The 25,909-nt window shown below is 43.2% G+C and carries 26 protein-coding genes; 14 read left to right on the forward strand and 12 right to left on the reverse strand.

Annotated features, from left to right (window positions below):
* The 5 genes from F6K49_RS23125 to F6K49_RS23145 all read left to right on the forward strand — a co-directional run.
* The coding region (locus F6K49_RS23125; protein WP_366514218.1) for a hypothetical protein at window positions 1-604 on the forward strand (604 nt) is incomplete at its 5' end.
* A 137-nt stretch (window positions 605-741) separates the two neighbouring features.
* Complete coding sequence (locus F6K49_RS23130; protein ID WP_293025027.1) at window positions 742-2,085, forward strand: lipid II flippase MurJ; 1,344 nt, start codon at window positions 742-744, stop codon at window positions 2,083-2,085.
* Between the two features lie 18 nt (window positions 2,086-2,103).
* Window positions 2,104-3,048 carry a sulfotransferase gene (locus tag F6K49_RS23135; protein ID WP_293025025.1) on the forward strand — a complete coding sequence of 315 codons (945 nt, stop codon included), beginning with the start codon at window positions 2,104-2,106 and terminating at the stop codon, window positions 3,046-3,048.
* Window positions 3,049-3,143: 95 nt separating this feature from the next.
* Window positions 3,144-3,305 (forward strand): rubredoxin, encoded by a 162-nt coding sequence (gene rd, locus F6K49_RS23140; protein WP_293025023.1) that lies wholly within the window; start codon window positions 3,144-3,146, stop codon window positions 3,303-3,305.
* Between the two features lie 22 nt (window positions 3,306-3,327).
* Window positions 3,328-3,486, forward strand: coding sequence for a hypothetical protein (locus tag F6K49_RS23145; protein WP_293100450.1), 159 nt, complete (start codon window positions 3,328-3,330; stop codon window positions 3,484-3,486).
* Window positions 3,487-3,506: 20 nt separating this feature from the next.
* Here F6K49_RS23145 and F6K49_RS23150 read toward each other — a convergent pair whose 3' ends face one another.
* From F6K49_RS23150 to fraC, 3 genes are all read right to left on the reverse strand, one after another.
* Window positions 3,507-5,015, reverse strand: a complete 1,509-nt coding sequence (locus F6K49_RS23150; protein ID WP_293100453.1) for a DNA phosphorothioation system restriction enzyme — start codon at window positions 5,013-5,015, stop codon at window positions 3,507-3,509.
* A gap of 284 nt (window positions 5,016-5,299) precedes the next feature.
* Window positions 5,300-6,400: a DUF5357 family protein gene (locus F6K49_RS23155; RefSeq protein WP_293100456.1), complete on the reverse strand. Its 1,101-nt coding sequence runs from the start codon at window positions 6,398-6,400 to the stop codon at window positions 5,300-5,302.
* A gap of 8 nt (window positions 6,401-6,408) precedes the next feature.
* Window positions 6,409-6,969 carry a filament integrity protein FraC gene (gene fraC, locus F6K49_RS23160; RefSeq protein WP_293025017.1) on the reverse strand — a complete coding sequence of 187 codons (561 nt, stop codon included), beginning with the start codon at window positions 6,967-6,969 and terminating at the stop codon, window positions 6,409-6,411.
* 728 nt (window positions 6,970-7,697) lie between these two features.
* On the opposite strand from fraC, the gene F6K49_RS23165 reads away from it, so the two are divergent.
* Together F6K49_RS23165 and F6K49_RS23170 are read left to right on the forward strand one after the other, a co-directional pair.
* On the forward strand, window positions 7,698-8,216 hold the full coding sequence (locus tag F6K49_RS23165) for a GUN4 domain-containing protein (RefSeq protein ID WP_293100459.1): 519 nt from the start codon (window positions 7,698-7,700) through the stop codon (window positions 8,214-8,216).
* 725 nt (window positions 8,217-8,941) lie between these two features.
* Window positions 8,942-10,480, forward strand: a complete 1,539-nt coding sequence (locus tag F6K49_RS23170; RefSeq protein ID WP_293025013.1) for a DUF3084 domain-containing protein — start codon at window positions 8,942-8,944, stop codon at window positions 10,478-10,480.
* A 226-nt stretch (window positions 10,481-10,706) separates the two neighbouring features.
* On the opposite strand, the gene F6K49_RS23175 is transcribed toward F6K49_RS23170, so the two are convergent.
* Window positions 10,707-11,054 (reverse strand): hypothetical protein, encoded by a 348-nt coding sequence (locus tag F6K49_RS23175; RefSeq protein WP_293025011.1) that lies wholly within the window; start codon window positions 11,052-11,054, stop codon window positions 10,707-10,709.
* A gap of 844 nt (window positions 11,055-11,898) precedes the next feature.
* Here F6K49_RS23175 and F6K49_RS23180 point away from each other — a divergent pair.
* Window positions 11,899-12,723, forward strand: a complete 825-nt coding sequence (locus F6K49_RS23180) for an SDR family oxidoreductase (RefSeq protein ID WP_293100462.1) — start codon at window positions 11,899-11,901, stop codon at window positions 12,721-12,723.
* Between the two features lie 149 nt (window positions 12,724-12,872).
* Here the strand turns inward: F6K49_RS23180 and F6K49_RS23185 are convergent, their stop codons facing one another.
* The 4 genes from F6K49_RS23185 to F6K49_RS23200 all read right to left on the reverse strand — a co-directional run bounded on the left by F6K49_RS23185 (window position 12,873) and on the right by F6K49_RS23200 (window position 16,343).
* A complete protein-coding gene (locus F6K49_RS23185) occupies window positions 12,873-13,067 on the reverse strand; it encodes a hypothetical protein (protein WP_293025044.1) in 195 nt (64 codons plus the stop codon).
* A 54-nt stretch (window positions 13,068-13,121) separates the two neighbouring features.
* Entirely contained in the window at window positions 13,122-14,387 is a 1,266-nt protein-coding gene (locus F6K49_RS23190) for a class I SAM-dependent methyltransferase (protein ID WP_293100484.1), read from the reverse strand.
* Between the two features lie 258 nt (window positions 14,388-14,645).
* Entirely contained in the window at window positions 14,646-14,825 is a 180-nt protein-coding gene (locus tag F6K49_RS23195; protein ID WP_293100465.1) for a hypothetical protein, read from the reverse strand.
* A gap of 54 nt (window positions 14,826-14,879) precedes the next feature.
* Window positions 14,880-16,343: a serine hydrolase gene (locus tag F6K49_RS23200; protein ID WP_293100469.1), complete on the reverse strand. Its 1,464-nt coding sequence runs from the start codon at window positions 16,341-16,343 to the stop codon at window positions 14,880-14,882.
* A gap of 256 nt (window positions 16,344-16,599) precedes the next feature.
* Between F6K49_RS23200 and F6K49_RS23205 the strand changes: the two genes are divergently transcribed.
* Window positions 16,600-16,869 carry a LuxR C-terminal-related transcriptional regulator gene (locus F6K49_RS23205; RefSeq protein WP_293100472.1) on the forward strand — a complete coding sequence of 90 codons (270 nt, stop codon included), beginning with the start codon at window positions 16,600-16,602 and terminating at the stop codon, window positions 16,867-16,869.
* Between the two features lie 519 nt (window positions 16,870-17,388).
* On the opposite strand, the gene F6K49_RS23210 is transcribed toward F6K49_RS23205, so the two are convergent.
* Window positions 17,389-17,706 (reverse strand): DUF4342 domain-containing protein, encoded by a 318-nt coding sequence (locus tag F6K49_RS23210; RefSeq protein WP_293045147.1) that lies wholly within the window; start codon window positions 17,704-17,706, stop codon window positions 17,389-17,391.
* A 167-nt stretch (window positions 17,707-17,873) separates the two neighbouring features.
* Between F6K49_RS23210 and trpB the strand changes: the two genes are divergently transcribed.
* The 5 genes from trpB (at window position 17,874) to F6K49_RS23235 (ending at window position 24,172) form a co-directional block, all read left to right on the forward strand.
* Window positions 17,874-19,139, forward strand: a complete 1,266-nt coding sequence (gene trpB / locus F6K49_RS23215; protein WP_293024999.1) for a tryptophan synthase subunit beta — start codon at window positions 17,874-17,876, stop codon at window positions 19,137-19,139.
* 330 nt (window positions 19,140-19,469) lie between these two features.
* A complete protein-coding gene (locus F6K49_RS23220) occupies window positions 19,470-19,655 on the forward strand; it encodes a hypothetical protein (protein WP_293100475.1) in 186 nt (61 codons plus the stop codon).
* An 11-nt stretch (window positions 19,656-19,666) separates the two neighbouring features.
* Window positions 19,667-20,317 (forward strand): ribonuclease H-like domain-containing protein, encoded by a 651-nt coding sequence (locus tag F6K49_RS23225; protein WP_293024997.1) that lies wholly within the window; start codon window positions 19,667-19,669, stop codon window positions 20,315-20,317.
* On the forward strand, window positions 20,301-20,474 hold the full coding sequence (locus F6K49_RS23230) for a hypothetical protein (RefSeq protein WP_293100478.1): 174 nt from the start codon (window positions 20,301-20,303) through the stop codon (window positions 20,472-20,474). The genes F6K49_RS23225 and F6K49_RS23230 overlap by 17 nt, the downstream gene beginning before the upstream one ends.
* Before the next feature lie 245 nt (window positions 20,475-20,719).
* On the forward strand, window positions 20,720-24,172 hold the full coding sequence (locus F6K49_RS23235; RefSeq protein ID WP_293100487.1) for an ATP-binding protein: 3,453 nt from the start codon (window positions 20,720-20,722) through the stop codon (window positions 24,170-24,172).
* Window positions 24,173-24,180: 8 nt separating this feature from the next.
* Here the strand turns inward: F6K49_RS23235 and F6K49_RS23240 are convergent, their stop codons facing one another.
* From F6K49_RS23240 to F6K49_RS23250, 3 genes are all read right to left on the reverse strand, one after another.
* Entirely contained in the window at window positions 24,181-24,369 is a 189-nt protein-coding gene (locus F6K49_RS23240; protein WP_293100481.1) for a hypothetical protein, read from the reverse strand.
* A 174-nt stretch (window positions 24,370-24,543) separates the two neighbouring features.
* Complete coding sequence (locus F6K49_RS23245; RefSeq protein ID WP_293024991.1) at window positions 24,544-24,753, reverse strand: hypothetical protein; 210 nt, start codon at window positions 24,751-24,753, stop codon at window positions 24,544-24,546.
* 433 nt (window positions 24,754-25,186) lie between these two features.
* A complete protein-coding gene (locus F6K49_RS23250) occupies window positions 25,187-25,441 on the reverse strand; it encodes a hypothetical protein (RefSeq protein WP_293024989.1) in 255 nt (84 codons plus the stop codon).
* Between the last annotated feature and the right edge of the window lie 468 nt (window positions 25,442-25,909).

Below are 25,909 nucleotides of genomic sequence, written 5' to 3' on the forward strand. Positions count from 1 at the left end.
CCTAACGATACTCAATACTCAATGGACACCAAATAGCCCTCAGGTGATTAATCTCAAAGCTAAGAAGCAAGCGGCGCTTGAGGCATTACTTGCTCGTAGCCAACAGCTATTGGGCAAGCGGATGGATCTTCAACGTTTGGATAATCTCAATTTAGGCTTAGATGCCCAGACAGGTCGAGCAAATCTGGCACAAGTGTTAATTAACCAGAGAGCTCAACAACAGGGACTAACCGGTCAAGTTAACACCTTGGCAGAACAAATTGCTCAGCTAGAGTCTAGACTTCAGACGTTGATTGAGAAGCAGTTAACCCTGACTGAGCTTGAGCGAGAGGTGCAAATCTCTGAAGCTATATTTACGGCGAAGTCGGCTCAATTAAACTTGAATAAATCGGATCATGCTACTGCTTATCCAACCCTGCAATTGTTAGTAGAGCCGAACTTACCGAAAGAACCTGTTGGTAATACCAAAAAAACGGTGATGCTGGGGGCTGTGGCGCTTTGCCTGTTAATTACAACTGGGCTGGTTATCCTGGCCTGGGAAAAACCGAGTTCTAAGACAGACGCTCCCAAAGATTCCACTCCGGTACTTCAACCCGAGTCTTAAACTAGTAAATTCAAAAGCACCAACAATTTGGATCTACCAACAATTTCGTAATTTTTGGATACTACCAGCACGGACAACCAAAAGGGAAAAACTCCAAGTCTGCTACCTTAATCAGGTCTATGCAGTAAGTAATAGCAATGAACCTATCCAACCGTATAATCAAAGGCTGGAAATCTCCCACGCTGCGAGTGATGTCTCTGACCTTCTTGGGTATGCTACTGGCGTGGGTTGCAGACATTTTGATGGCGGCGAAACTGGGGACTAGTCAAACCACAGATGCCTTGATTGTTGCCCTGAGCTTACCACGACTAATTGATACCGTGAGCCGGGAGGGAACCAGACAAAGCTTGGTTCCAATGTTCATGGAGCGCCGAGATGCTCTGAGTCTCAGGGAATATCATCGCTTGGTCAGTGGCATTGTCAACTTAGCTTTAGTACTCGGTGTTAGTCTAACTATTCTGTTGGAAATTCTAGCGCCATTGATTATAACTGGGTTAGCCCCAGGATTTTCCCCAGAGGGTAGAGCACAAGCAACGTTTTTATTTCGGGTCTGTGCGCCAATGGTTTTGTTTGCTCCTGGGATTGCGGTCTTTAGTGTAATCCTCAACAGCCAAAGGCGCTTTAGTGCGGTAGCTCTGCGGAATGCGATCGCACCAGGTTTCGTAGTGGCTGCCATTGGGTTGGCATGGCATCAGTCTAGTATTGCTCTGTGGATAGCGTACGCTTATACCTTGGGATTTGGTGGATTCTTTGTGCTGGTATTTCTAGATGCTTTTAAAGCGGGACACCAGCATCAATGGTTGGCCTGGGCTGGCAAAGATGACCTCCTGCGTCTGTGGCAAGCAGGTTCTTTACCCACTATCGGTTTTGTTATTAAGCTCGCATCTAATCTAGTCAAGAGCCAGATGCTGCCTTCCTTAGTAGCAGTTGGTGGGGTGTCCACATTCTACTTTGCGATTCGGATCGTCTCCGCTGCTCAAACGATTATTGGTGTCAGTATTGCTACCACCAGCTTGCCTGCCATGACAGAGCATGACTTAGCTGGGCATAAATCCCGGTTGGGATCGGCTTTGCGCAAAAACCTGACTAAAACCCTATTAGTAAGCTTACCTGCAGTACTTTTCATTGTGGTATCCCATGGGGAAATCATTCGTTTGCTATACGGACATGGTTCTTTTGAAGCTACCTCTATTGAGCAGACGTCTCAAGTGTTCTTGTGGTTAGGGCTGTCGTTGGCATTTATTTCTCTAATCCCCGTGCTTGAAGCTGGCTTGTATGCTCAGAGAGCTTATGGTTTGGTTGTCTGGAGTATGGTGACTATGGCATTTGTAGGGGTTGCTCTGAGTTGGTTATTTTGGCAAGTTTGGGGATTGATTGGTATTGCTATGAGTTGGCCTGTTATGGCTCTTATCTATGTGATACTTATCATCTATCTACTCCATCAAAAGGGTGTTTCTGTCCTCACCAACCATCCTAGTTAATCAGGGTTAATAAACTCTATGAATAGTTCAAGTATTAAACAGCACGCTTACTTGATTATTGGAGGCACGACAAAAGCGGCAACAACATCACTATTTTATTACCTAGCTGATCATCCTCAAGTTTGTACCTCTAACCTCAAAGAAATTCGCTTCTTTTTGGATAAAGATTATCCGGAAGCTTCCAACTATCGATATGAAGATGGTCTAGAAAAATATGATGATATTTTCCGTTATGCTCAGTGTTACCATTGCGAAAAAATTCGGATGGAGGCAACACCAGACTATCTTTACTCATCAGGGACACCCCATAAAATCAAACTATCTCTACCAAATGTAAAACTTATATTTATCCTAAGGGAACCGGTTTATCGCTTAATTTCTTGGTATAAGTTTGCTAAACAGAAAGAGTATATTCCTCAAGATATCAGCTTTGATAACTATGTTAACCAGCAATTAATTAATGATAATTTTTATCACGAAAATACCTATACCTATATGCGTTCCCTTGAGCAAGGACGTTATTCTTTCTACTTAAAGCCTTACTTTGACTTATTCGGCTCCGATAGAATTTATGTAGATTTTTATGAAGAATTATCCCGTAATCCCAAATCTGTGCTTGAAAAAATCTGTGGATTTGCAGGAATTGATCCCAGCTTCTATGGGGATTATCTCTTTAAAGTATATAATCCCAGCAAGGCAGTAAAAAATTGGTGGTTTCACCGGAATTATGAGCAGTTTTTAAAGTCGATGCGTCAATATACACAAGACAAACCCATTCACAAAGTTTTAAGGAAAATTCGACGGTCGCTCGATCCGATCTATTTACGCCTTAACGTGCAGCCTCAGGAAAAAGTGTCGATTTCACCAGCTATCAAAAATGCTCTTACTAAGTATTATAAACAGGAAGTTACAGCATTGGAAGAACTGCTTGGTCGCTCAGTTCCATGGGAGTCATGGAATTAATTTATAAAAAAACAATAACAAAGAACACTACCGAAACAACGGCACACGATATGATCAGACTGATGAGAGAAGAACACTAATTTAGGTCAATATCCATGAAGAAATATGTCTGTACCGTTTGCGGCTATGTATATGACCCAGAGGTAGGGGATCCAGATAGTGGCATTGCACCGGGAACACCCTTTGAAGATATTCCAGATGACTGGGTATGTCCGACCTGTGGGGTGAGTAAGGAAGATTTTGAACCGGAAGATTGACAATCGTTTATTGTCGTAATCGGTGACACTGCCACCGTGTCTTGATGCAGCGCGGTCATGGGGGAAACCACGCCAGTTGCTCATGGGGGGAACCCCCAAGACCGCACTGGCTCCCCAAGACCGCGCTGCATCGCTTTTTTTGATCAAAAATCGTGGAAGGCAAGAACAACCGGTCTCTTAGCAAAATCGCATTCTTGGGAATTAACAATCTGACACTCCATAGCGCTGCTGAATTTCCAGCAATTTTACCCTGGCCTGCCCAGCATTATCGGCCAACTCAGCAAACTCCAAAAATCGCTTCAATTCCTTTTTCAACAAACTCCGTTCCACTTCCCAGGTTTCCCGTCCCAAATCTGGGGGCAATACAATCATGTCAAATAACGTTGCCCGTTCCTTACCTGGGTGCGGTCGCAACACTCGCCCCCGCCGCTGAATAAATTGGCGGGGATTGCTACTACTTGCTAGAATTACCGCCGTTTCAATGGATGGAATATCCACCCCTTCATCCAAACATCGAATTGCTACTAACCCCTGCAACTCCCCCCGCTCAAATTGACGACGTAATTCCTCCCGTTCTGCCAACGGTGTCTGAGCAGTGTAGGTGTTGACCCGATAGCCCAGTTGAGAACCTAATAACTGGGTTACTGCTGCTAACTGACGGTTGCTTTCATTACTCACTTGCCCATCTACGGAACCATCCCCACAATAAAACAAGGTATGGTAGGTGTTCAGACGCTTAGCCATTAACCGCTGCAACGCCCTTAACTTGTTAGCAGCCGCCCCAACTAACCGAGCTCGTTGCATCAATAACGATGTTAAAGTAGTGTCATTTTCTATATCGTCTGCTTCCCCTAATGCCCAACCAATCCGTTGAGTTAATCTAGCATAGGCAATATTTTCCGCCTCTGTTAATTCCACGAACACCGGATAGTATAGGTAACGCACTAGCGCTCCTTGGTGAATCGCATCGGCTAAGGTCAGTTCTGGTTGTAACACTGAACCAAAATAGTCAAACAACGCTTCTGTGCCAGCTTCATCAAAATACCGTTCCGGTGTAGCTGACAGACCAAGGCGCAGTCCAATGTTACGGGGTAAACTCTTTTCGATGCGGGTAGTCCCCAAATTATGGGCTTCATCTCCCACTATCAGGGTTTTTTCAGGAAAATACTTCAGCTGAGACTGGAAACCATCCTTAATCAGGGTAGAATTGGTAGTGATTAAGGTAATAAACGATTGTTTCCCAACCTGGAGGTTGTATAGCTGGGCAGACAGTTGACTCTGCCAACTGTAGACACTCTCGAAGGCTAAGATCGGTTCGAGATTAAAGTGTTCGCATTCTCTTGCCCACTGAGTAACCAAGTGGCGGTAAGGGCAAACCACCAGCAACACCTGTAAGCCGATTTTTTGATACAGTTCCGTTGCGATCGCTAAAGCAGTAATCGTTTTACCACTACCCGTTGCCATTTTCAGGGTTCCTCGTCCCCGATGGGCAAACCAATTGGCCACCGCTTGCCGCTGATACTGCCGCAGCTGAATATCTGGTGGTATCCTAGGGCATCCCTTGGGTGAGTGAGTCTCAAAGGAGAGCGGTAATTGGTAAGCTCCCCCCGATTCAGCTACTTTGATGTTACGGGAGGGCTGATAGTATCCTCGTGCTGCTACACTTTCCCAGTCCACTGATACCATGAATGGGAATTTGTTCTTCCTCATTGGTCATTGGTCATTTGGTATTTAATAATTGGTAATTGGTAATTGGTATTTAGTATTTGCTATAGCATTTTTATTTTAGTTGTGAACATAGGATTAAATTAAAAAGGGAGCAGGGAGCAGGGAGTAGGGAGCAGTAGGAAAGAGATTGGAAGATTTTTTGGTGTTATTAAAAATCAGCAATATTGTTCGTGTCCTATTTATAAATCCTAGATTTCCTAGTTGCTATTTTCTAGTTGCTATTTTCTAGTTTACTGGATCCAAGCAAGTCTTTTGAATTTTACTTTTTACTGTTTACCTTGGTCAGCGAACACCTCAATTTCTCCTGTCCTAGAGGCTTGGCATTCCACATTACCAATTGGTTTAGAACCTAACCCTGATCGCCCATCTACCTGCTTAATGCGACAAGACTTGGTGAAGGAATAAGAGTCAGGTTTGGTGTCAGGGTTTGAACGGGGGCCGTTCCAATTGGCCTGCAAGTCTAAGTTATAGTCAGACCCAGACTTCCTGGATGAAAATTTATAGGTCACTTTCCATAGAGGATCTTCAGCAACCGGTGAGCTTTGCTTGGCTTGATATTCAATTCCCTTCAGCAACTTTTTATGATTTACTTTAAGCAGGGATTTCTCAACCTCTGACCAAGATTTTTCATTCAACTCTTCTTTCAATTGAACTTCCATCCCCTCTAAGATCGATACACCTCTAGATACCATAGTGACTTGGGCAGAGGGCAATTTCCAGACAAAGGAACTATGGATAAAATCATCGCTCAGTAAGCTAGGATATTGCACTAGCCAGTTTTGAATCACGAAATAAAACTGTATCCAGCAGCTAATCAGGAGCTGGCTACCGAATAAGATAACTAGATATTGACGTTCTGCTGGAGACGGTTTTTTTACCTTCAATCTTACTGCTAAAATATAAGGTAAAGCCGCAATTACGGCTGATATCAATGGCCAACTAATGAACGTCAAGGGTGATACGTCCCCTGAGTCGATGCCCAATAAATAGGTACTGATACCGTCAATTACGAGCTGGTATTCTCCAACGTTTAAATTGATGCCGAATAGGTAAATACTAGTTAGTGCGCCAGTAATCCAGGGACCCAGGGGCAAGCCTGTCTTGGCGTCTTTGTTCTTCTTGGCAATTCTTAGCTTAGCCGCCGCTGCCGTTACCCAGTAGACAAATAAAATAAAGAAAATACCACCACAGCTTGCTATCAGCCGTTGTACAAATCCCGTGGCTAACCCTGCCATTACATAGGAAAAAACAGTTAGCCACATTAGAGCCTGCCAGGAAAATGCCTTGGGAGGTTTCAGTACCTTTACCAGCGAGTCTACCACCGCTAAGCCAATGACAAATTCGAATAGGGATGTGAAAAATTTCACGACGCTAGTTATCCACTAATGGGGTTGACATAAAGGAAACGCAGAAACAAAAGCAGTAAAATAGCGCTATAGCTACAGGAATTAGCAATGAGGACGACCATAGCTCGATTTTCCCCACCCGATCCTCTCTTACCAGAGCGCCTCAAGGATAATGACTTTTCCTCGTCGGAAGCTGATGTGGAAGCAGTTGCCTGATCTTCAGCTAGTTCTAAAAAGATTTTGAGTAACCTCAGCCCTGCCAGCTTAATAATAAAGGAAAGAAAGAAAATTGTGATCACACTCATAGCGATAAGAGTATAAAAATTGTCAGGCTTATCCTCTGAAAAGTGATCGAAAAAGATATAACTAATCATCTGGCCTTGAAATTCCGTAGGGAGTTGGTCGTGAAGGGCAAAAAAACACCACCAACCTACAATAGTGGAAAGTAGATTAATCGATGTAGCTTGCTGCATGCTGGTTTTGCGGTTGAGTTTTAGCCCTCGTTGCAGGACTATCCCTTCCACCGCAATTACCACCAGCAGGAAGAGAGTTTGAAACACGACCGTCTGTAGAGGCCATACAGGTGCCATAATTTTCGGTTTGCTCCAACGTAATAATTTGCATTAAAAACCCGTTTGAGCCACATTTTACCTGCACGATTCGGTGAAACTTGGTTTTGTTGACACCTTATGTTGACACCTTATGTTGACACTTTACAGTTGATTATTGTGTGTCAACCTTCAACAGAAATGGAGCAACTAAATGGGAGCAGGTCTAATGTTCATTAAATTAGACTACCAGTAATTTTCCGATACTGGTAGTTAATTTGAATGAGGGGTGTTACCCCTAAGCCTTTTTTTGCGGGTTTCCTGTTAAAATCCATAACCACAGGCTATACATTGAAGCACGACTAGGAACATCTGTAAAGATGCGATTGGCCGTAGGCCACGCTACGGGAACGCATTTTGTTACATATTTTGTCTCTTAGATACCTGTTTGACCTGCGGTCACCCTTCGCGAACAGAATTTAGGGTTTAGGCTCTAGGGTTTAGACTCTAGGGAGGGTTCTGTTGAAAGTTGTCTAGCTCTCTTAGGACGGAGGTGCTCAAGTGCCCCTGTTGTAGCTCATACCTAATACGATTAGCCTAATACCTAGAATTTCTCGATTATTGCTGTATGGCTTTGCGGTCAGTGTCTGGTAGTTGACTATTAGGGCAATGCTATGGTTGATGGATGTACCCCACACCTGACAGACAAGCCAAAACTTTATCTTTACTGTATCTTTGCTGATCAACTCCCATCACCATGGCGCAAACCTATGACACGACATCACTATGAACCTGAACTCAAACTGCGTTCTGAAAAAGGAGTAGACTACACTAAACTGCGAGACGTACTAGCAGCAGGAAAGTGGAAAGAAGCCGACTTAGAGACAGCCAGGGTACTCCTGGAAGCAGCAGGTCGAGAAGCTGAAAAATGGCTAGATGTAGAGTCGCTCAAAACATTTCCCTGTGCTGACCTGCTGACCATTGACCAGCTTTGGGTAAGATACAGCCAAGGACACTTTGGACTTAGTGTTCAACAATCCATTTATCAAGAGGCTGGAGGAGACTGCGTCAGGCTAGGTGAACGCATCGGTTGGAGAGTGAGGGGAGAGTGGATAGCCTATAGTAAAATCAAATGGAATCTAGATGCCCAGATGGGACACCTACCCGTCTGTATGGCATTCATCTGGAGTAATCATCGGTCTGTATCCGGTATCGTGTGGTTATCTCGGGTAGGGTGTGAGGCGTGGTATACTTCATTTATGCAAAGACTTGTAGAGTGTAGCATATAAGCGTTACAGCCCAAGGAAATAATTCTTTCAACAAAAATTTTAAATAAAAATCACATTTTTTTAGTTTTAGAACTCAAAACTCCCAGGTCTATTGTTTAGAGCGCCCTTTGTACAAACTAGGGATAATTTGTTAGTCTATGGGTTACTCCCCACGCCCTACTGCTGGTGCTGGAAGTCGATAAATCTTTTGGAGCGTTTACCATAAAAAAACATAATTCTCTAAACCTATGAGATAGGCTGTATCTGGATAGACAACAATGGAGTATTGAAACTCTGCGCTCTTCCATAGGCGCAGATTCTTCGGAGGAGTTAACTAACAAATGTTAGCCATTGCTCGAAACAATCACATCAACTTAACCTGCCGTAACACCAATAAGCTTGCAGTCCATCAGGCAGTGCCAATTACCGCTACTCTCTCACGGTGGTGGGGGTTGAGGTTAAGTATGTGGTTTAATTCACTAGCCTTAAAGCCTTTGCTTGTAGGGGCTAAAACTAGACTACGTGGCTGTAGCCAATCAATAATTTCGATTGATTGTCTTTTCAGTGGAAGCTCCCACTACTGGGAGTCCCAGCCAACCGAATGTTTTTTTTTGTATAACTATTATTGTAGTACTTTGACAACAGTTAAAATCGCCTCCTCGCGTTTCCTTCACCAGATAAATAACCACATAAATAACATAAATAACATAAATAATAGTAGTTTCCACTGTCCCGTGAGGCTTTAGATGACCAGCGCTTATATCCTGATTGCCTCAATTTTGGTGTTGGGGGGGTTACTCGCTACCTTAGGCGATCGCATGGGTACACGAGTAGGAAAAGCACGGCTGAGTTTATTTAATCTACGTCCCCGTACTACTGCCACGGTAGTAACAATTATCACCGGTGGCTTAATTTCCGCCTCGACCTTGGGGATTTTGTTTGCCACCAGTGAGTCTCTACGGGATGGGATTTTTGAGCTTGATAATATCCTCAAAAAACTTAGAAGTGCTCGCCGGGAGGTCAGCCAATTAGAGGATGAGAAAGATCGAGTAGAGCGGCAGTTAGAGGACGCCAGAGCAGAGCAAATAGAGGTTCAGAAGCGTTTGGATGAAACCAATCGAAATTTCCAACAGGCTCAAAATCAACTGAAAGACGTCTCTGCTCAGGTTGGGGTGCTGCGTACTGAAATTAAATCACTCCTAAGGGAACGTCAGCTGCTAATCCAACAGCGGAATCAACTCAATGAACAAATTACCCAACTCCAAAGCCAAATCACTCAATTAAAAGAATTGGTGAAGAAACGGGATCAGGAAATGCTGGAGCGAGACCAAGCTATCCAAGAGCGAGACCAAGCTATCCTCAAACAAGACCAAACGATCCAGGATCGGGAGCAGGAGCTGGCTGAGAAAGACCAAGCTATAAAACAATTTGACCAGAAAATTGCTGAACGAGATCAAGTCATTGCTCAGCGTGAAACTTTCCTAAAAGAACTCGAACAAGAACTTAAAGAACTTGAACAACAACTTAAACAAAAGGAGAGTCAACTTGCTGAACGTAATCAACAACTTGAATCACAAGAAAAACAACTGGCTTTTTTAAAACGGGAACTAGCAATTCTAGAACAGTACTATCAGAATTATCGAGTACTGCGTCAGGGAAATGTTGCTTTATTTCGTGGTCAGGTACTCACCTCTGGAGTAGTACGAATTGTCGATCCAACAGCTGTAAATCAAGCCGTTGATCAACTGTTGAGCCAAGCCAATAAGACAGCCGTAGACATTACCCGTGCTAGTAGCAGTAATTCCCAAGAGCCACTGGTGCAAATTACTCAAGCACAAGTAGATCAGTTAATCCAGCAGATTAAAGATGGTAGAGACTACGTGGTGCGAATTCTCTCAGCGGGTAACTACGTTGAGGGGGAAAAACCAATACAAGTATTTGCAGATGCAGCCCTCAATCAGGTTGTCTTTAAGGGGGGTGATGTGCTTGCTACCATCTCGACTAATCCCTCAACTATGACCAATGAGCAAATTCGCAAGCGGCTCGATCAGTTGTTGGCCGCCTCTGAGTTCCGTGCTCGTCGCGCTGGGATTTTGGGTGATATCCAAGTCGGAGATGGTCGGCTGACCACCCTAACCAACTTTATTGAGCAGCTGGAGCAGTATAGTCAACCCCTTAATGTCAAAGCTATTGCCCAAGAAACTGCCTACACAGCTGGTCCTTTAAAAATGCAGCTGGTAGCGAGCTACAATGGAGAAGATGTTTTTAAAACTATTGTTAACTAGCTAGGTGGTCAGCGGTCAGCGGTGAGCGGTTAGCCGTTGGCCACGCTACGGGAATGGCCAGGCTACTTGAGGTGCTTAAAATAAACCTCTTTTATTCAAAAGCTATTCAATAGCTGATAGCTGATTGCTGATAGCTGATAGCTGATTGCTGATTGCTGATTGCTGATTGCTGATTGCTGATTGCTAATTGCTGATTGCTAATTGCTGATTGCTGATTGCTTACTTGTTAACTAGCTAGCTCCTCCACAATTTGCCAATCGGGATTGTTATTAACTGCCTCTTGAAGTAGCTCAAACATTTGCCGACAATGGTTATTAACCTGTAGAGGTAACTCTTCATTTTTGACCACAAAATTTATGGGCACTTGTTGCTCAGTGGCTTTCGATTTGTCAATCAATACGTCCACTGTAACCAGCTTGGTAAAGGATATATTATCCGGACTCTCTCTTGCCATTATATAGTCATCACTCTCGTAGAGAATCTCAAAATGGCAGGATTTTAGAACCTCAATCAGTAACGGTAGAAGACGATCAAGGGAAATAGTGATTTTAATGGAACGATTGTAGCGAGCCATATAGACCTGGGGCTTGCTGATAGCTAAACTTTTCTATCTTGACATTTTCCGCTCTAAACGGACGGAGATTCTAGGTTGATAGACTCGCCATAACCTGACGGGTTTATACCAACCAAGCTAGAGGGCAAATCTACCGAAGGGTTTTAGGTCTTATTGACCCAGTTTTCCGCATTCCCTGCTGTAACTTGTTTCTCAAAACGGCTTTTGATAGCTAACTAGTTATTTGCTTCTAAGCCGACCTAGGTGACCAAATTGTTAGGCAAGGATTACGTAGTACCCTATCTCTGGCGATACTTTTTACTTTACTCTACGGACGAAGGATTTGGGCAATAACTTATTGTTTTTTTTAACTTATTTTTAAATTATTGTTTGAAATTATTGGTTTAATTTGTTGGTTTATTACTTTATTAGTTTATTAACTTATTTTTTTTTTAACTTTTGTTACTTGCTAAATTTTTCTTTCCTACTCTTGTTAAAACTTTACTGTAATCCAGGATTATTTTAACGCAATTAGTCCCAGATGTCAAGAAAACTATCCACGGCGGTTAAAACCGCCCCACACGCTCACGTTTCATCCCCCCTTGAAAAAGACGGGGTTTTCAAGGAAAGACCCAAGGGGTAGGGTGCATCTCATATTTGTAAAAAAGATCGCGAGTGTGCGGAGTGTGGGGAGTGTGGGGCCCGGGCGCGGGGAGTGTGGGGCCCGGGCGCGGGGAGTGTGGGGCCCGGGCGCGGGAATTTTCGCCGGAATTTTTGCCTAATTTCATGCATTGAGATACACCCGGGTAAAGCTTGCGCGAAGGTAAGATTTTTTATAATAATCGAATTTTAAAACATACGAGCGATGAATGTAGCAATCATTGGTTGTGGATACGTTGGTAGTGCAGTTGCTCACCTTTGGCATCAAGAGTTAGGGTTATCAACTACAGTAACCACTACTACCCCTGAGCGTGTCCCAGAACTAGAAACAATTGCTGACCGAGTCGTTGTGGTTAACGGAAACGACCCTATTGGTCTCGAATCGGTAGTGAAAAACCAGGAGATTATTCTTTTGTCTGTGGGTGCTGCCAATGGCAAGGTCTATCAAGAAGCCTACTTAGACACAGCCCAAACCTTAGTTTCTGTGCTCAAAACCACTCCTACGGTACGACAGCTAATTTACACGGGAAGCTATGCTGTCTACGGTGATCGACAGGGAGGCTGGGTAGACGAAACATCACCGATTGCTCCCCCTAGTCCCAATTATGAAATTCTGGCAGAAACTGAGCAGGTATTACTATCAGCATCCAATCCTAATCTGAAGGTTTGTATCCTGCGTCTGGGAGGAATTTATGGTCCGAAGCGGGAACTACTCAAAATATTTGGTCGATTCGCAGGTACTACTCGTGAGGGTTCGGGTCAAGAAGTCACCAATTGGATTCATCTAGATGACATAGTTGGTGCAATAGAATTTGTCCGTTCTCACCAACTTCAAGGGATTTATAACCTAGTAGATGACCAAATACTGACTTATCAAGACTTGCTTGAAAAAGTATTTAAACAGCACAACTTACCCCCCGTATCCTGGGATTCATCCGTTACTAAAGCCCGACCTTACAATGCCCGAGTGTCAAATAAAAAAATAATTGATGCAGGTTACCAGTTTATTCATCCAGAAAAAATTTTCTAATCTGATTACTCGGTGGAATGAGTTTACTGAAAATTAGCCTAAATATAAGGAACGAGGCGATTGGTGCATGAATCGCCTCTAGCCAAGATTCAACAAATACACTATCTAAAACAAGTGTGAATTTTTTGTGATAAATAGGATTTTGAATTTTAGGGAGTAGGGAGTAGGGAGTAGGGAGTAGGGAGTAGGGAGTAGGGAGTAGGGAGTAGGGAGTAGGGAGTAGGGAATTGGGAAAAAATATTGTTTACCTTATTACTACAAGAACCGATAATTACCCTTAATAAAAATCTCCCCATCTCCCCATTTCCCCATCTCCCCATCTCCCCATTTCCCCATCTCCCCATCTCCCCATCTCCCCACACTCTCCTCTCTTTCCCTATTCCCCGCGCCCAGCCCTATTAGCTGATCGGTGGTACGGTCAACCCCTTAAGCGCCACCCCTTCTGCTGATGGGGTTAACCCCTTACTTTGAATTAAAACCCCAAAGCCACCCAATCCGGTGGGATCGATCAACTGGTGTAACCGTTGGCGACGCTGCATAATTTTGATCACATCCTGTGCTGTTGCTTTCGCATTTCCCCTTTCTCTAGGATCAGAAAGGGCAGCTATGCGATCGCCTAATCCCAATGCCATTAGAAACAACCCTTGCTTGGTGAAACCTACCTTACCCAAACCACATAAGTCTCCTTGTCGCTCTAAGGCAGTAAAATCCACATGAGCAGTAATGTCTTGTTCGCCGATATAACTATAGGGGTTATTATGGTGCCGGTGGCGATAATAACACTGTAATGTTCCCTGATCACGGGCTGGCAAATAATACTTTTGGGCTGGATAGCCATAATCAATGGTTAGGAAAAAGCCCTTGTTTAACCATTTCGCAACCGTTTTAATCCAATCCAGTGCGGCGAGATTCACCTCAGAGCGATAACCCTCTGGATAGGAACCAGAGAACAAATTAATACCTACCAAATCAAAATACTCTCTCAGTTGCGGTGTAGAAGGGGTATCTAAAACTTCTACAAACTTAATGTCATCGCCATCCTGCTCAACAGTTGCGATATAGATTTCTTTGAGATCTCCTGCTTGCAGCACAACTTGATGTACCGGTAACGCATCAACCAATTCGTTAGAAAAACAGCAACCAGTCAGGGAATTGTCTTCTATTTCTTCCCAAGAACACCACCGCACAGGTAACGAGTGCTGGTGATGGTCGAGTCTGGGTAGGTTTAGTTTCAACAACAGCTGCTTCTGTTGAGCAATCATTGCTGTTGCCTTTTCCACAATGATGTAATTTACGGCACCATAGCAATCTGGGTAGTGCTGGTGCAAGTAAACTAGAACATCTGCGGCTAGGAGTCCCTGTCCTGCTCCCATTTCCATCAGAGTAAAGGGATTAGGTTGTCCGAGGATATCCCACATTTGGGCAAACTGTTCAGCAAGTAACTCCCCGAAGTCTTTTCCTAGGTGGGGTGAGGTGAAAAAGTCTCCTGATGAACCAATGTTAACTGCACCACTGGCGTAGTAACCTAGCTGTGGATGGTATAGTGCTAAGTCCATGTACTGGGCAAAGGTAATTCGCTGGTTAGGTGCTGTAGCAATGTGATTAGCAATTACCTTAGGTAGGGGTTGAGTAGATGGAAGGTTTGAATTCAAGAAATTAGTCATTAGACTTCTTGCAGAAGTCGGGAATAGGGAACAGGGAACAGGGAACAGGGAACAGGGAACAGTGGACAAGAATTGACGGAAACACGATCAGAAAACTAATTTTGTAAGAGGTTTATTATACATATATACCATTTCTGGTACTTATGAGGTACAGACAATTTCATTCTACCTACTCCCTACTCCCTACTCCCTACTCCCTACTCCCTACTCCCTACTCCCTACTCCCTACTCCCTACTCCCTACTCCCTTTGCTATAGCTTAGGTAGACACTTTTTTATTAGCCGTGAATACCCCATTGGGTTGAGTAATCACTGCTTGAGTCACAACCCCTGCATTATCGGTAGTGAAGTTAATACTATATCCTGGTAAATCCTTAAAATAAAACTCGGTTCCTTGGTAACGAACTAACTCTATCTCTTGCTGACTAGCTAATGACACAAATAGTTTATTATCTTTGATCAAGATAGTTATGGATTGACCAGAAAACTCATATTAACCCACAAATTTTTCCATAAAACTAGTGGTTAAAATGCTTTGGTCAGGGATTCGTTCAAATACAATATCCTTCACCGTCGGTTCTAGAGGTATGGACAGTCTCTGAATATTTCCTTTGGGGTCATTAAAGAATGATAATAGTTGAAAATTATCAGAGGATTCTGATAGTAATTCAAAACTATCATAGTGGTAGTGCTTTAGTTCTTCAACGATGGAATTATAAGTTGCCGTTAACTGCTGGTCTTTGAGCGCAATGGAAAGTATTCCGTATCCGGGATGCTCAAAATCTCCTGTGTAATCTTCTAGGGGATGTGATGGTTGAGTGCCAGTTTTAGGCTGTGGTTTGGTGTTCTGTTTGCCTTGTTCAGCAGCTTGTTTAGCTTCCTCAAGCTTACTCTTAATCCTTTCATTCCAAGGAACTTCGTCGAGACCGAGCAAGCGATCGCAAATGTGATAAGTTATAATACTTCGCAATTCGGTTCCTTGGAGATTGGTGAGAACTACCACACCAATTTTATCTTGAGGCATCAACGTTGTCAGGGCAAAAAATCCGTCAATACCACCGCTATGCTGAACGTGATTATGACCTCGGTAGGCAGTGAGGTTCCATCCTAATCCATAAGAGGAATGCCAGAATTCCGGATACCCAAGGGATGACGGCCTCACGATTTGTGGCGTATACATCTCAGTCAGAATATCAGGGTTGATAATCTGCTTATTCTCATAGTTTCCCTGGTTTTGATGGAGTAGAAGCCACTTCGCCATATCAGTAACATTGGAATTAATAGAGCCAGCAGGACCAATAGTGTCGATATTGCGAAATGGGATGGCTTTAACTACGTCATCTTTCTCTCGATAAGGAAGGGAAAAATCGTCAGTCTCCTGGGATTTGACAACGGAAAAATTGCTGTCTACCATCGACAAGGGATTAAAAATTTCCTGCTGAACAAATTCTTCCCAGCTGCTCTCGGCAATTTGACCGACTAAGTAGCCAGCCGTAATGTACATCAAATTTTGATACTGATAGACACTCCGCAATTCATGATTAGGTTCGAGATACTGTAAGCGCTCAACTATTTCTTTACGAGTGAAAGGACTGTTATACCAGATAGCATCGTGACCGGGTAAGCCAGAACGATGAGTGACTAGGTCACGGAGAGTCATGTGTTCACTAGCATAGGAATCGTATAGTTTAAATGTGGGCAGATAATGTCTAACTGGTTTATCCCAATTTAATTTTCCTCGCTGAGCCAAGATGCCCATAGCCATTGTGGTAAACGCTTTAGTGCAAGACCCAATCGCAAAGAGGGTTTTAGAGGTTACTTTTAAGCCTTTTTCTACATCCCTAAAACCAAAGCCCTCACAAAAGATGATCTGGCTATCGTGAACAATAGCGACTGCCAGCCCTGGGACTTTCCACTCTTCCATTCTCTGGTTAATAAAATCACTCAGACCTTCCATTAGTTGCTCTCCATTGATGTTAATTTCAGAAGTTTCGACGCCAGTTGCTCATCTGACTCCCCACACTTCCCACACTTCCCACACTCCTCCCACACTTCCCACACTTCCCACACTCCTCCTACTCCCCTTTCCCCAACTCCTCCTTGTCCTGTTTACTGATAATCACTTAATTTCCCCATGGCAAATTAAGTGAAGCGGGTCACCATTGGCGGTAAAATTAGATAAGATAGGTATATCTACTAGAGAAAAATTACTTATGGCTAGTGGTAAATCCCAGAATCCCGCAACTCTGTCTTACCGCGAATTGCAAATCATCGAACATGTAGCGGCTGGTTTAACCAATCTCGAGATCGCCCAGGAGCTGGCAATCAGTAAGCGCACTGTTGATAATCATATCAGTAACATTCTGACCAAAACCTGCACTGATAACCGGGTTGGTTTGGTTCGTTGGGCCTTAAAGTGGGGCAAAGTTTGCTTGAATGATGTCAATTGCTGTCCTTTACCAGCCCCTGGTCAAACCCAGTGATACCAATCACTCATCCAGTCCCGGAGATTATTGAATCATTACTTACTGATAGTTTTCGGAACTGATAGCTTTGAGAGTCGGCTTGATGCTAGGATTAGGCAGTTTTGCTCAGGTTTATTTAATTAAGTTGGTTTAACTAATTTTATTTTTTAAAGCCACCAGTTCAGCACCTCAGGGGCTCTCTTAACCGCCCAGCTACAGAGCAAGAAACCCATGATTATGTAAGTCACACTGGCATAATTAGTTTAGTTGTCCAGGGTGACTTATAGGCTTTTGGCTGACTGCTGATCACTCAAAGCTGATCACTCAAAGCTGATCACTCAAAGCTGATCACTCAAAGCTGATCACTCAAAGCTGATCACTCAAAGCTGATCACTCAAAGCTGATCACTCAAAGTTGACCGCTCAAGGTATATCTTAAGTATATCTTAAGATATTTTTAGCGATCGCGGGCAATCTTTCTCTAGGATGTCCCATACCTGTTTCGGGGTTAGGGTAGATCTCGTAGATATCTAGACTGCTATTCCTTTCGTTCCACTACTACTTTCAATCGAGCCGCCAATGCCCCGATCGCTCCCAGGGCGACTAACCAAGGAGCCAAGAAAATAGCAGTAAATCCTCCTAATACGCCAAAAGTTAGCGGAATCTCCAACAAAATCCGATCCTGCTCATTTTTGATCATAATTCGGCGAATATTCCCCTGATTAATTAGGTCTTTAACTTTGTCAATCAGGTCATTACCACTAATACTGAATTCTTCGACACTGACCTTTGGTTGAACATCTGCCTCTACGGAATTGGAGTGATTGTTAATTTGTTGATCAGTTGGTTCATTCATGGTAAGCTGCTAAGGCACCGGCTTGGTCATTATGGTCATTACTTTTCTACATTAGCTCGAAAATAATTGTTAGTGTTGATACAAAATGCTAGAAGACTGGTGGTAAAGCATTTTGGGTTTTATAATATATATTCGAGATGTTCGTTCTATAATTGTTTGACACCGCTGTGACTAAAACCCCCCTACCCCTTAGTATCGGCGACCAGAGGGACCAAGCGACCCAACAACCGGACGCTTTGGGACGTTTTGGTAAATTTGGTGGCAAGTATGTTCCAGAAACCTTGATGCCTGCTCTAAGTGAACTAGAGCAGTCTTTTGAGCAATACCGTAATGACCCGGATTTCCAACAGGAACTACAACAACTGCTGCGAGACTATGTGGGACGTCCTAGTCCTCTGTATTTTGCTGAACGTCTGAGTAACTACTATACCAAATCTGATGGTAGTGGACCACGGATTTATTTAAAACGGGAAGATTTAAATCACACCGGTGCTCACAAGATTAATAATGCTCTGGCTCAGGTATTGCTAGCCCAGCGCATGGGTAAGCGGCGCATCATTGCTGAAACGGGAGCGGGTCAGCATGGTGTGGCTACCGCAACAGTATGTGCTCGATTTGGTCTCGAATGCGTCATTTATATGGGCGTTCAGGACATGGAACGGCAATCCCTGAATGTATTTCGGATGCGGCTACTGGGAGCAACGGTGCAACCGGTATCGGCTGGGACTGGTACTCTCAAGGATGCTACCTCGGAAGCGATTCGAGATTGGGTGACAAATGTGGAAACTACTCACTATATCCTTGGGTCAGTGGCAGGTCCTCATCCTTACCCAAAAATGGTACGGGATTTCCATGCTGTGATTGGCCAGGAAACTCGCGCTCAATGCTTGGAAAAGTGGGGCGGTTTGCCGGATATTTTGTTAGCTTGTGTCGGAGGTGGCTCCAATGCCATGGGCCTGTTCCATGAGTTTGTTAATGAACCCTCTGTGCGGCTGATTGGAGTAGAAGCAGCAGGCGCTGGTGTAGATTCTGCTAAACATGCGGCTACTCTAACTAAGGGACGACCAGGAGTGTTGCACGGGGCAATGAGTTATTTGCTCCAAGATCAGGATGGTCAGGTGCTCGAAGCTCACTCGATTAGTGCTGGATTGGACTATCCTGGTGTTGGTCCAGAGCATAGCTATTTGAAGGATAGCAGTCGGGCAGAGTATTATAGTGTTACAGACAAAGAAGCGGTGGCTGCGTTTCAACGCTTGTCTCAGCTGGAGGGAATTATACCGGCACTGGAAACATCTCATGCGATCGCATATCTCGAAACTCTGTGTCCCCAACTCAGTGGTAATCCCCAGATCGTGATTAACTGTTCCGGTCGGGGTGATAAGGATGTGCAAACTGTTGCTAAATTTATGTCAGCTCAGACCTCGAAAGATTAAGAAAATAAAAAATACATAGGAAATGTGGACTGTCAAGGGTAAATTGTAAACTACGATACAGTAATTCCTAGAAATTAGAGCCCAGCTTTTAGCCAGCCTGCTCATGCCAACACCATTGGTCAAGATTAGTTTGGGAATGCTGATCTTTGCTGTGGAATTAACCCAAGTTTTTATCAAGGGTGGTTAACTCTAGTAACCACTGTGATTTATTTGCTAGTTATGGTGCTATAACATCGCTTTACAGCGATAAATAAAACTACTAACTGACACTACTAACTGACACTACTAACTGACACTACTAACTAACACTACCGGTAGTGGTTAGTCTCAGTGGTTACTGTCATCTTAACGAATAACTATGCCGTAGACCTTCTGATCATGGGAACAGAAACGGTACCCCATAGGAGCATCGAATCAACCAAATCCTGGGAGTTATCCCTAACAATACTATCGCATCAATACTATCGCATCAAACATTATCCCATCCAACAAACTTCTAGAACCTACAACCTATAACCTTTGAACCAATGACCAACACAACTGTAATTGAAGAATTGAAGGATTTTCAAGTTTGCGATCGCGATTTACCCGAATCTATATGCCAAGAGTATCTAAGGGCAGATTCCCTCGCCGTGGATACGGAAACCATGGGACTGATTTACCAACGCGATCGCTTATGTCTTGTACAGCTGTGTGATCCACAAGGACGAGTCACCTTTGTCCGCATTGACAAAGGACAAACAGAAGCACCCCGATTAAAACAGTTGTTAGAAGCGACTAATGTGCTCAAAGTGTTTCACTTTGCTCGGTTTGATGTCGCTATGCTCATGCAAAATCTCGGTATTGAAGTCAATCCTGTATTCTGCACCAAGATTGCTAGTAAGTTAGCCCGCACCTATACTAGTAGCCATGGTCTCAAAGAATTGGTCAAAGAGCTAGAACGGATAGATTTGGATAAAAGTGCTCAGAGTTCTGACTGGGGTAATGTCGCTAACCTCTCCGATGAGCAGTTGGAATACGCTGCTAATGATGTACGCTACTTGTTAAATGTGCGGCAAAAACTGATCAATATGCTGGAACGGGAAGACCGGTGGGAATTAGCTCAACAGTGCTTTGAGGCGTTACCGACTATGGTATCTCTCGATTTGTTGCACTATCGAGATGTATTTGAACATTGAACAATCGGCGTTGGTGAATCTTCTTTTGAATAGGAGTAGAGTGGGCATCCTGCCCGCCTGGGAATATATTGAAACTGGCAAGATGCCAGTTCCACCAAGATGCCCGTTCCACCAAGATGCCCGTTCCACCAAGATGCCCGTTCCACAAAAGTCTTAAAATCATTCCATTATTAAGCAACGCCGAATAATCAGAGACTGTTCAGAAAGTAGATATTAAAACACTGATTAGTCCCTGACTATTGGTGGGTTACCGGAGATAGCTCCTACAGTCTCGTTGCCTAACTTAACCGATGCCAGGAGCTAAGCAAAGTTTAACAAACAGTTTCCAAGCTCCAAAATCCAACTTAAACTAGTAGAGGGGGGTGTGACCCATAGCCCCTCCAGGAGATACCAGTGAAACGTATGTTTAGTTGGAAACGTGCCCAAATCCCCTTGTGTTTGGGTGCTTTTTTGATATCAGTACTGATTAGCCTATTAACCATAGCACCTAGTCAAGCACAATCTCAGGCAACTAAAACCTTGCCGCGATTGGAGATTACCCAAGGATGGCACTATCTCTGGGGTGATGTTTCTATCAATAACCTCCATAATGCCAAGCTTTGTCCTAAGCTCGAGATTTCCAACGGCGACCCTTGCTGGAAAGAATTTACGTTTCCAGAAAGACTATGGAAGTCACAGCAAGATCAACAGCAAAACAATGTTTGGTTAGGGGTTAGGTTACCAGAGGGTAAATTGCAATCTCCCACTCTTTATCTCGGAGCAGTTCCGAATATACTAGAAGCTTATTTAGATGAGCAACTGATTTATACCCGATTATCCCCTAACTCATTGCCTCCAGGTCATGGTGAAGGGTATCAATGGCCAATTGTTCCTCTTGATTCAAATTTTTCCGGCAAATCATTGTTCATTAATGTTTATGTCGGTGGTGAGCAGTCTATTTACATCGGTTTTTTCGACCGGATAGTTATTGGTTCTAAATTTAACGTAATTCGGTGTTTATTCAAAGACGAAATAAGCACTATTTTAGGCTGCATTTTTATTTTAATTGGGCTGTGGTTTAGTTTAACCTGTCTATTCCGGTCTCAAGATAAACGATTGATTCTAGCCTTTGCATTATTAGCCATAGCTGGTGGCATTTACAACCTTAGCCAATCAACCATTGTTCCCTTATTATTTAAGGATTCAATGAATTGGGAGTATAGTCGATATACGGCTTTTTGTTTTCTTCCTATTCTGAGCCTGATTGGTTTTGAACAAATATTTGGTTCAGGGTATTTTTCCATCATCCAGCGGTTATGGCAAATTCACCTAATTTATTCCGTAATTTCTTTAGGATTAATTTTTATCTACAACAGTTCCTGGTTGTATGAGATATATATTGATCACTACCTGCTCCTGGCTAGTACAATAATTTTATTGATCCATGCTATTCCTATAGCTATTAATAAGAGAAACTATTATGCGAAAATATTTAGTTTAGGATTATCTATCCTGGCTATAACAGCAATGCATGATATTTTAGTTTATCGCTTTGAACCGGAAAATTGGTATCAGCGATTCTATCCTTGGGGAATGTTGCTTTTTATCCTATCCTTAGGATTAATTTTAGAACGACGATTTGCTGAAACCAGGCGACTGCTAAAGGAATATAACCAGAAACTAGAAACCAAGAATGCTGCTCTTCAGGAAATGGATCAGCTCAAAAATGAATTCTTAGCTAATACATCTCATGAACTGAAAACACCTCTGAATGGCATTATCGGCATCGCTGAATCTCTGATTGATGGAGCAACAGGTGAGTTATCCCAGTCAACAGCATCTAATCTTTCTCTGATTGTCTCTAGTGGCAAACGGTTAACTCAGCTTGTTAACGATTTACTGGATTTTTCTGCCCTCAAGCATAAACAAATCAACCTGAGAATCAAGCCAGTGGGGATGCGAGAAATCACAGAAGTTGTTTTATTGCTATCCCGTCCCCTTGTGGGTAATAAAAACCTACAACTGATTAATCAAGTTTCCTCATCGAGTCCCCCTGTGGATGCTGATGAAAACCGACTCCAACAGATTCTCTATAATTTGGTGGGTAATGCCGTTAAATTTACTGAACGTGGTACCATTAAAGTATCAGCAGAGGTGGTCAATTCTTATCTTAAAATTACCGTTTATGATACAGGGATTGGTATCCCACCTGATAAAGTAGACCGAATTTTTGAAGCTTTTGAACAAGGGAATGGCTCCATTAATAGGAAATATGGAGGAGTGGGGTTAGGTTTAGCTGTTACTAAAAAACTGGTGCAGCTCCACGGCGGAAATATTGATGTGGAGTCTACGCCAAACCTTGGCTCACGGTTTAGTTTCACTCTACCGATATCAAAGGGTAAAGTAGAGAGGAAACAGCGAGAGGAAGTTTCCCAGGTTCAGAATTATTTGGCGATGGCAAGTGACTCTGAACACTTGATATCTGATCACCTGATATCTGATTACCTGATGTCTGATCACCTGATATCTGATCACCTGATATCTGATCACCTGATGTCTGATCACCTGATATCTGATCACCTGATATCTGATCACCTGATGTCTGATCACCTGATGTCTGATCAGAACTTATCACCACCAACTATGAAAGCCTTGAAAATCTTGATTGTAGATGATGAACCAGTAAATCTTCAGGTTTTGGTCAACCATCTTTATCTGCAAAACTATAAGATTACTAAAGCAGTTAATGGCGAAGATGCATTCACAAAAATTACCCAAGGATACAAACCAGACTTGATTTTACTGGATATTATGATGCCGAAAATGACCGGCTATGAGTTCTGTAAAAAAATCCGTGAGAAATATCTACCGAATGAACTACCCGTAGTCTTGTTAACCGCTAAAAATCAGATCTCAGATTTGGTAGCAGGATTTGCAGCAGGAGCGAATGATTATTTAACTAAGCCCATATCCAAAAATGAATTGCTAGCACGAATTAAGACCCATCTTCAGTTAGCCAAAATTAATGTAGCTTATGGACGCTTTGTGCCTCGGGAGTTTCTGCAATTTTTAGAAAGGGACAGTATTATTGATGTCCAATTAGGGGACAATGTCCAAAAAGAGATGACAGTACTTTTTTCTGATATTCGCTCCTTTACTAGTTTATCAGAGAAGATGTCACCGCAAGACAATTTTAATTTTATCAATGACTATTTAAGTCGAGTCAGCCCAGTGATTCGTAATTATAACGGCTTCATTGATAAATATATTGGTGATGCGGTGATGGCGTTGTTTCCCGAAAAGGCTGATCATGCCCTAAAGGCAGCCATTGAGATGCAAAAGCAAGTTTATAGTTATAACTCCCATCGGAACAATAGTGGTTATGAACCGATTGCGAGTGGTATTGGTTTGCACAAGGGGAGTTTAATTTTAGGAACAGTGGGGGAATCTCAACGGATGGATACAACCGTGATTGCTGATACTGTAAATTTGGCCTCCCGTTTGGAAAGTTTAACCAAGATTTATGGAGCAGAGATTTTGATTAGTAAACCAACCTTGAATGATCTGGATAATCGAGAAAGTTATCATTATCGGTGTCTAGGGCGAGTTAAGGTGAAGGGTAAAAGTAAACCGGTGGAAATCTTTGAAGTGTATGATGCTAATCCTGAGGATTTGATTGCTTTCAAGTCCAAAACAACTCCTCGGTTTGAGGAAGCAGTTGCCTATTATGTAGAAAAAAAGTTTGCTCAGGCGCAACGGATTTTTGAGGAACTTTTAGAGAGTAATCACCAAGACCGGGTGGTTGAACTTTATATTGAACGGTGTGTTAAAGCCCGGGAGTGTGGGGTTTCGGAATTGGATATTGTGATTACTTGAATTGGTTATTAAGGGAATAGGGAGTAGGGAGTAGGGAGTAGGGAGTAGGGAGTAGGGAGTAGGGAGTGTGGGGAGATGGGGAGATGGGGAGATGGGGAGATGGGGAGATGGGGAGAGATGTAGGGTGGGCAGTGCATCAGACAGATTGATGTGCTTACCATCAGGTTGCGAGGCACTGCCCACCAAGGATTAATCACAATAGTAGTAGATGTAGGGTGGGCACTGCATCAGACAGATTGATGTGCTTACCATCAGGTTGCGAGGCACTGCCCACCAAGGATTAATCACAATAGTAGTAGATGTAGGGTGGGCACTGCATCAGACAGATTGATGTGCTTACCATCAGGTTGCGAGGCACTGCCCACCAAGGATTAATCACAATAGTAGTAGATGTAGGGTAAGCACTGCATCAGACAGATTGATGTGCTTACCATCAGGTTGCGAGGCACTGCCCACCAAGGATTAATCACAATAGAACAGATGTAGGGTGGGCAGTGCATCAGACAGATTGATGTGCTTGCCATCGGGTTGCGAGGCACTGCCCACCAAGGATTAATCACAATAGAACAGTTGTTGATCACCTCAAGAGGTTTTGTGTTGATGAACTAAGCCTGTTAATAACCTTGGCCAATAGGCCACGCTACGCGAACAACGTACTAACCTTAAACCTTGGCCAATAGGCCACGCTACGCGAACAACGTACTAACCTTAAACCTAATAACCTTCAACATCATAACCTTCAACTTACTAACCTTCAACCTGCTAACCAAAAAAAAGTAGCCGCAGAAATACGTTCCACGGCTAGCAATTTTTACTTATGTCTCAACTTTGTAAACCTAATCAAACATAATCCGATCAGACCGTAAGCTATCAGCTTTCAGCTATCAGCTTTCAGCTATCCGTTTTCAGTTTTCAGCTATCAGCCAACGGCTGACCACTGACCACTGACCACTGACCGCTAACATCAGACCTGATGCTTTGGCCAGGGGGCAAAGCCCCCTGAAATTTAAGCCCTTAACCCAGAGTTAAATACTTCGTCATCATGGTAATGAATTCGCCAGGAATGCCAGTCGGCTGAAGGGGGCTCCACTCATCAATTTGGGCGTAACCCCGTGCATAAAGGGTATGCATGGTGTTGCTTATTGCCTGGCGGGAGCCCTTCAAAATGTGCTTAATGGGGTATTTTTTTGGAGACCGTTCCTGAGGAGTATTACTAGGAGTAATTTCCTCAGGATTGTTTTCTGGATTAGGGCGAAAGTTGTCAGACATAGTAAAAAAAACGTTTTAAGGCTTATAACTATAATTATAACGATTAAAAATTGTTTTGTCAAGGGATTTTATGATTTTTTTCGAGAGGGGTAATTGAAAAAAAATGTACGGATTATGGAATGCGATCGCTTTTAGCGTGACCTTTGGTCAATCGCGTTTTTTTTAAAGGAACAGGTAACAGGTAAAATCGTAAATATTAGTTAGCGTTCGCGTAGCGTGACCTATGGTCAATCCCATAGATATATTTCAGATAATCGCATTTTTTTGGGAGTAATTTTATCGATAGCCACGGAAACATTAAATCGGGAAAGTAATAAATTGTGATAAGTTTTTTTTTCCTGCTCCCTATCTCCCTATCTCCCTATCTCCCTATCTCCCTATCTCCCTATCTCCCTATCTCCCTATCTCCCTATCTCCCTATCTCCCTATCTCCCTATCTCCCTATCTCCCTATCTCCCTATCTCCCTA

This window comes from Moorena sp. SIO3I6 (genome assembly GCF_010672095.1).

What these genes read in the sequence shown, in the direction of transcription:
- F6K49_RS23150 (WP_293100453.1), bottom strand. Translation starts at nt 5,015, where the DNA reads ATGAGGAAGAACAAATTCCCATTCATGGTATCAGTGGACTGGGAAAGT.
- F6K49_RS23205 (WP_293100472.1), top strand. Translation starts at nt 16,600, where the DNA reads ATGGCTAGTGGTAAATCCCAGAATCCCGCAACTCTGTCTTACCGCGAA.
- F6K49_RS23235 (WP_293100487.1), top strand. Translation starts at nt 20,720, where the DNA reads ATGTTTAGTTGGAAACGTGCCCAAATCCCCTTGTGTTTGGGTGCTTTT.
- F6K49_RS23175 (WP_293025011.1), bottom strand. Translation starts at nt 11,054, where the DNA reads ATGGCTCGCTACAATCGTTCCATTAAAATCACTATTTCCCTTGATCGT.
- F6K49_RS23210 (WP_293045147.1), bottom strand. Translation starts at nt 17,706, where the DNA reads ATGAATGAACCAACTGATCAACAAATTAACAATCACTCCAATTCCGTA.
- fraC (WP_293025017.1), bottom strand. Translation starts at nt 6,969, where the DNA reads ATGGCACCTGTATGGCCTCTACAGACGGTCGTGTTTCAAACTCTCTTC.
- F6K49_RS23225 (WP_293024997.1), top strand. Translation starts at nt 19,667, where the DNA reads ATGACCAACACAACTGTAATTGAAGAATTGAAGGATTTTCAAGTTTGC.
- F6K49_RS23165 (WP_293100459.1), top strand. Translation starts at nt 7,698, where the DNA reads ATGACACGACATCACTATGAACCTGAACTCAAACTGCGTTCTGAAAAA.
- F6K49_RS23185 (WP_293025044.1), bottom strand. Translation starts at nt 13,067, where the DNA reads ATGGGGAGATGGGGAAATGGGGAGATGGGGAGATGGGGAAATGGGGAG.
- F6K49_RS23135 (WP_293025025.1), top strand. Translation starts at nt 2,104, where the DNA reads ATGAATAGTTCAAGTATTAAACAGCACGCTTACTTGATTATTGGAGGC.
- F6K49_RS23180 (WP_293100462.1), top strand. Translation starts at nt 11,899, where the DNA reads ATGAATGTAGCAATCATTGGTTGTGGATACGTTGGTAGTGCAGTTGCT.
- F6K49_RS23250 (WP_293024989.1), bottom strand. Translation starts at nt 25,441, where the DNA reads ATGTCTGACAACTTTCGCCCTAATCCAGAAAACAATCCTGAGGAAATT.
- F6K49_RS23230 (WP_293100478.1), top strand. Translation starts at nt 20,301, where the DNA reads ATGTATTTGAACATTGAACAATCGGCGTTGGTGAATCTTCTTTTGAAT.
- F6K49_RS23190 (WP_293100484.1), bottom strand. Translation starts at nt 14,387, where the DNA reads ATGACTAATTTCTTGAATTCAAACCTTCCATCTACTCAACCCCTACCT.
- rd (WP_293025023.1), top strand. Translation starts at nt 3,144, where the DNA reads ATGAAGAAATATGTCTGTACCGTTTGCGGCTATGTATATGACCCAGAG.
- F6K49_RS23170 (WP_293025013.1), top strand. Translation starts at nt 8,942, where the DNA reads ATGACCAGCGCTTATATCCTGATTGCCTCAATTTTGGTGTTGGGGGGG.
- F6K49_RS23130 (WP_293025027.1), top strand. Translation starts at nt 742, where the DNA reads ATGAACCTATCCAACCGTATAATCAAAGGCTGGAAATCTCCCACGCTG.
- F6K49_RS23200 (WP_293100469.1), bottom strand. Translation starts at nt 16,343, where the DNA reads ATGGAAGGTCTGAGTGATTTTATTAACCAGAGAATGGAAGAGTGGAAA.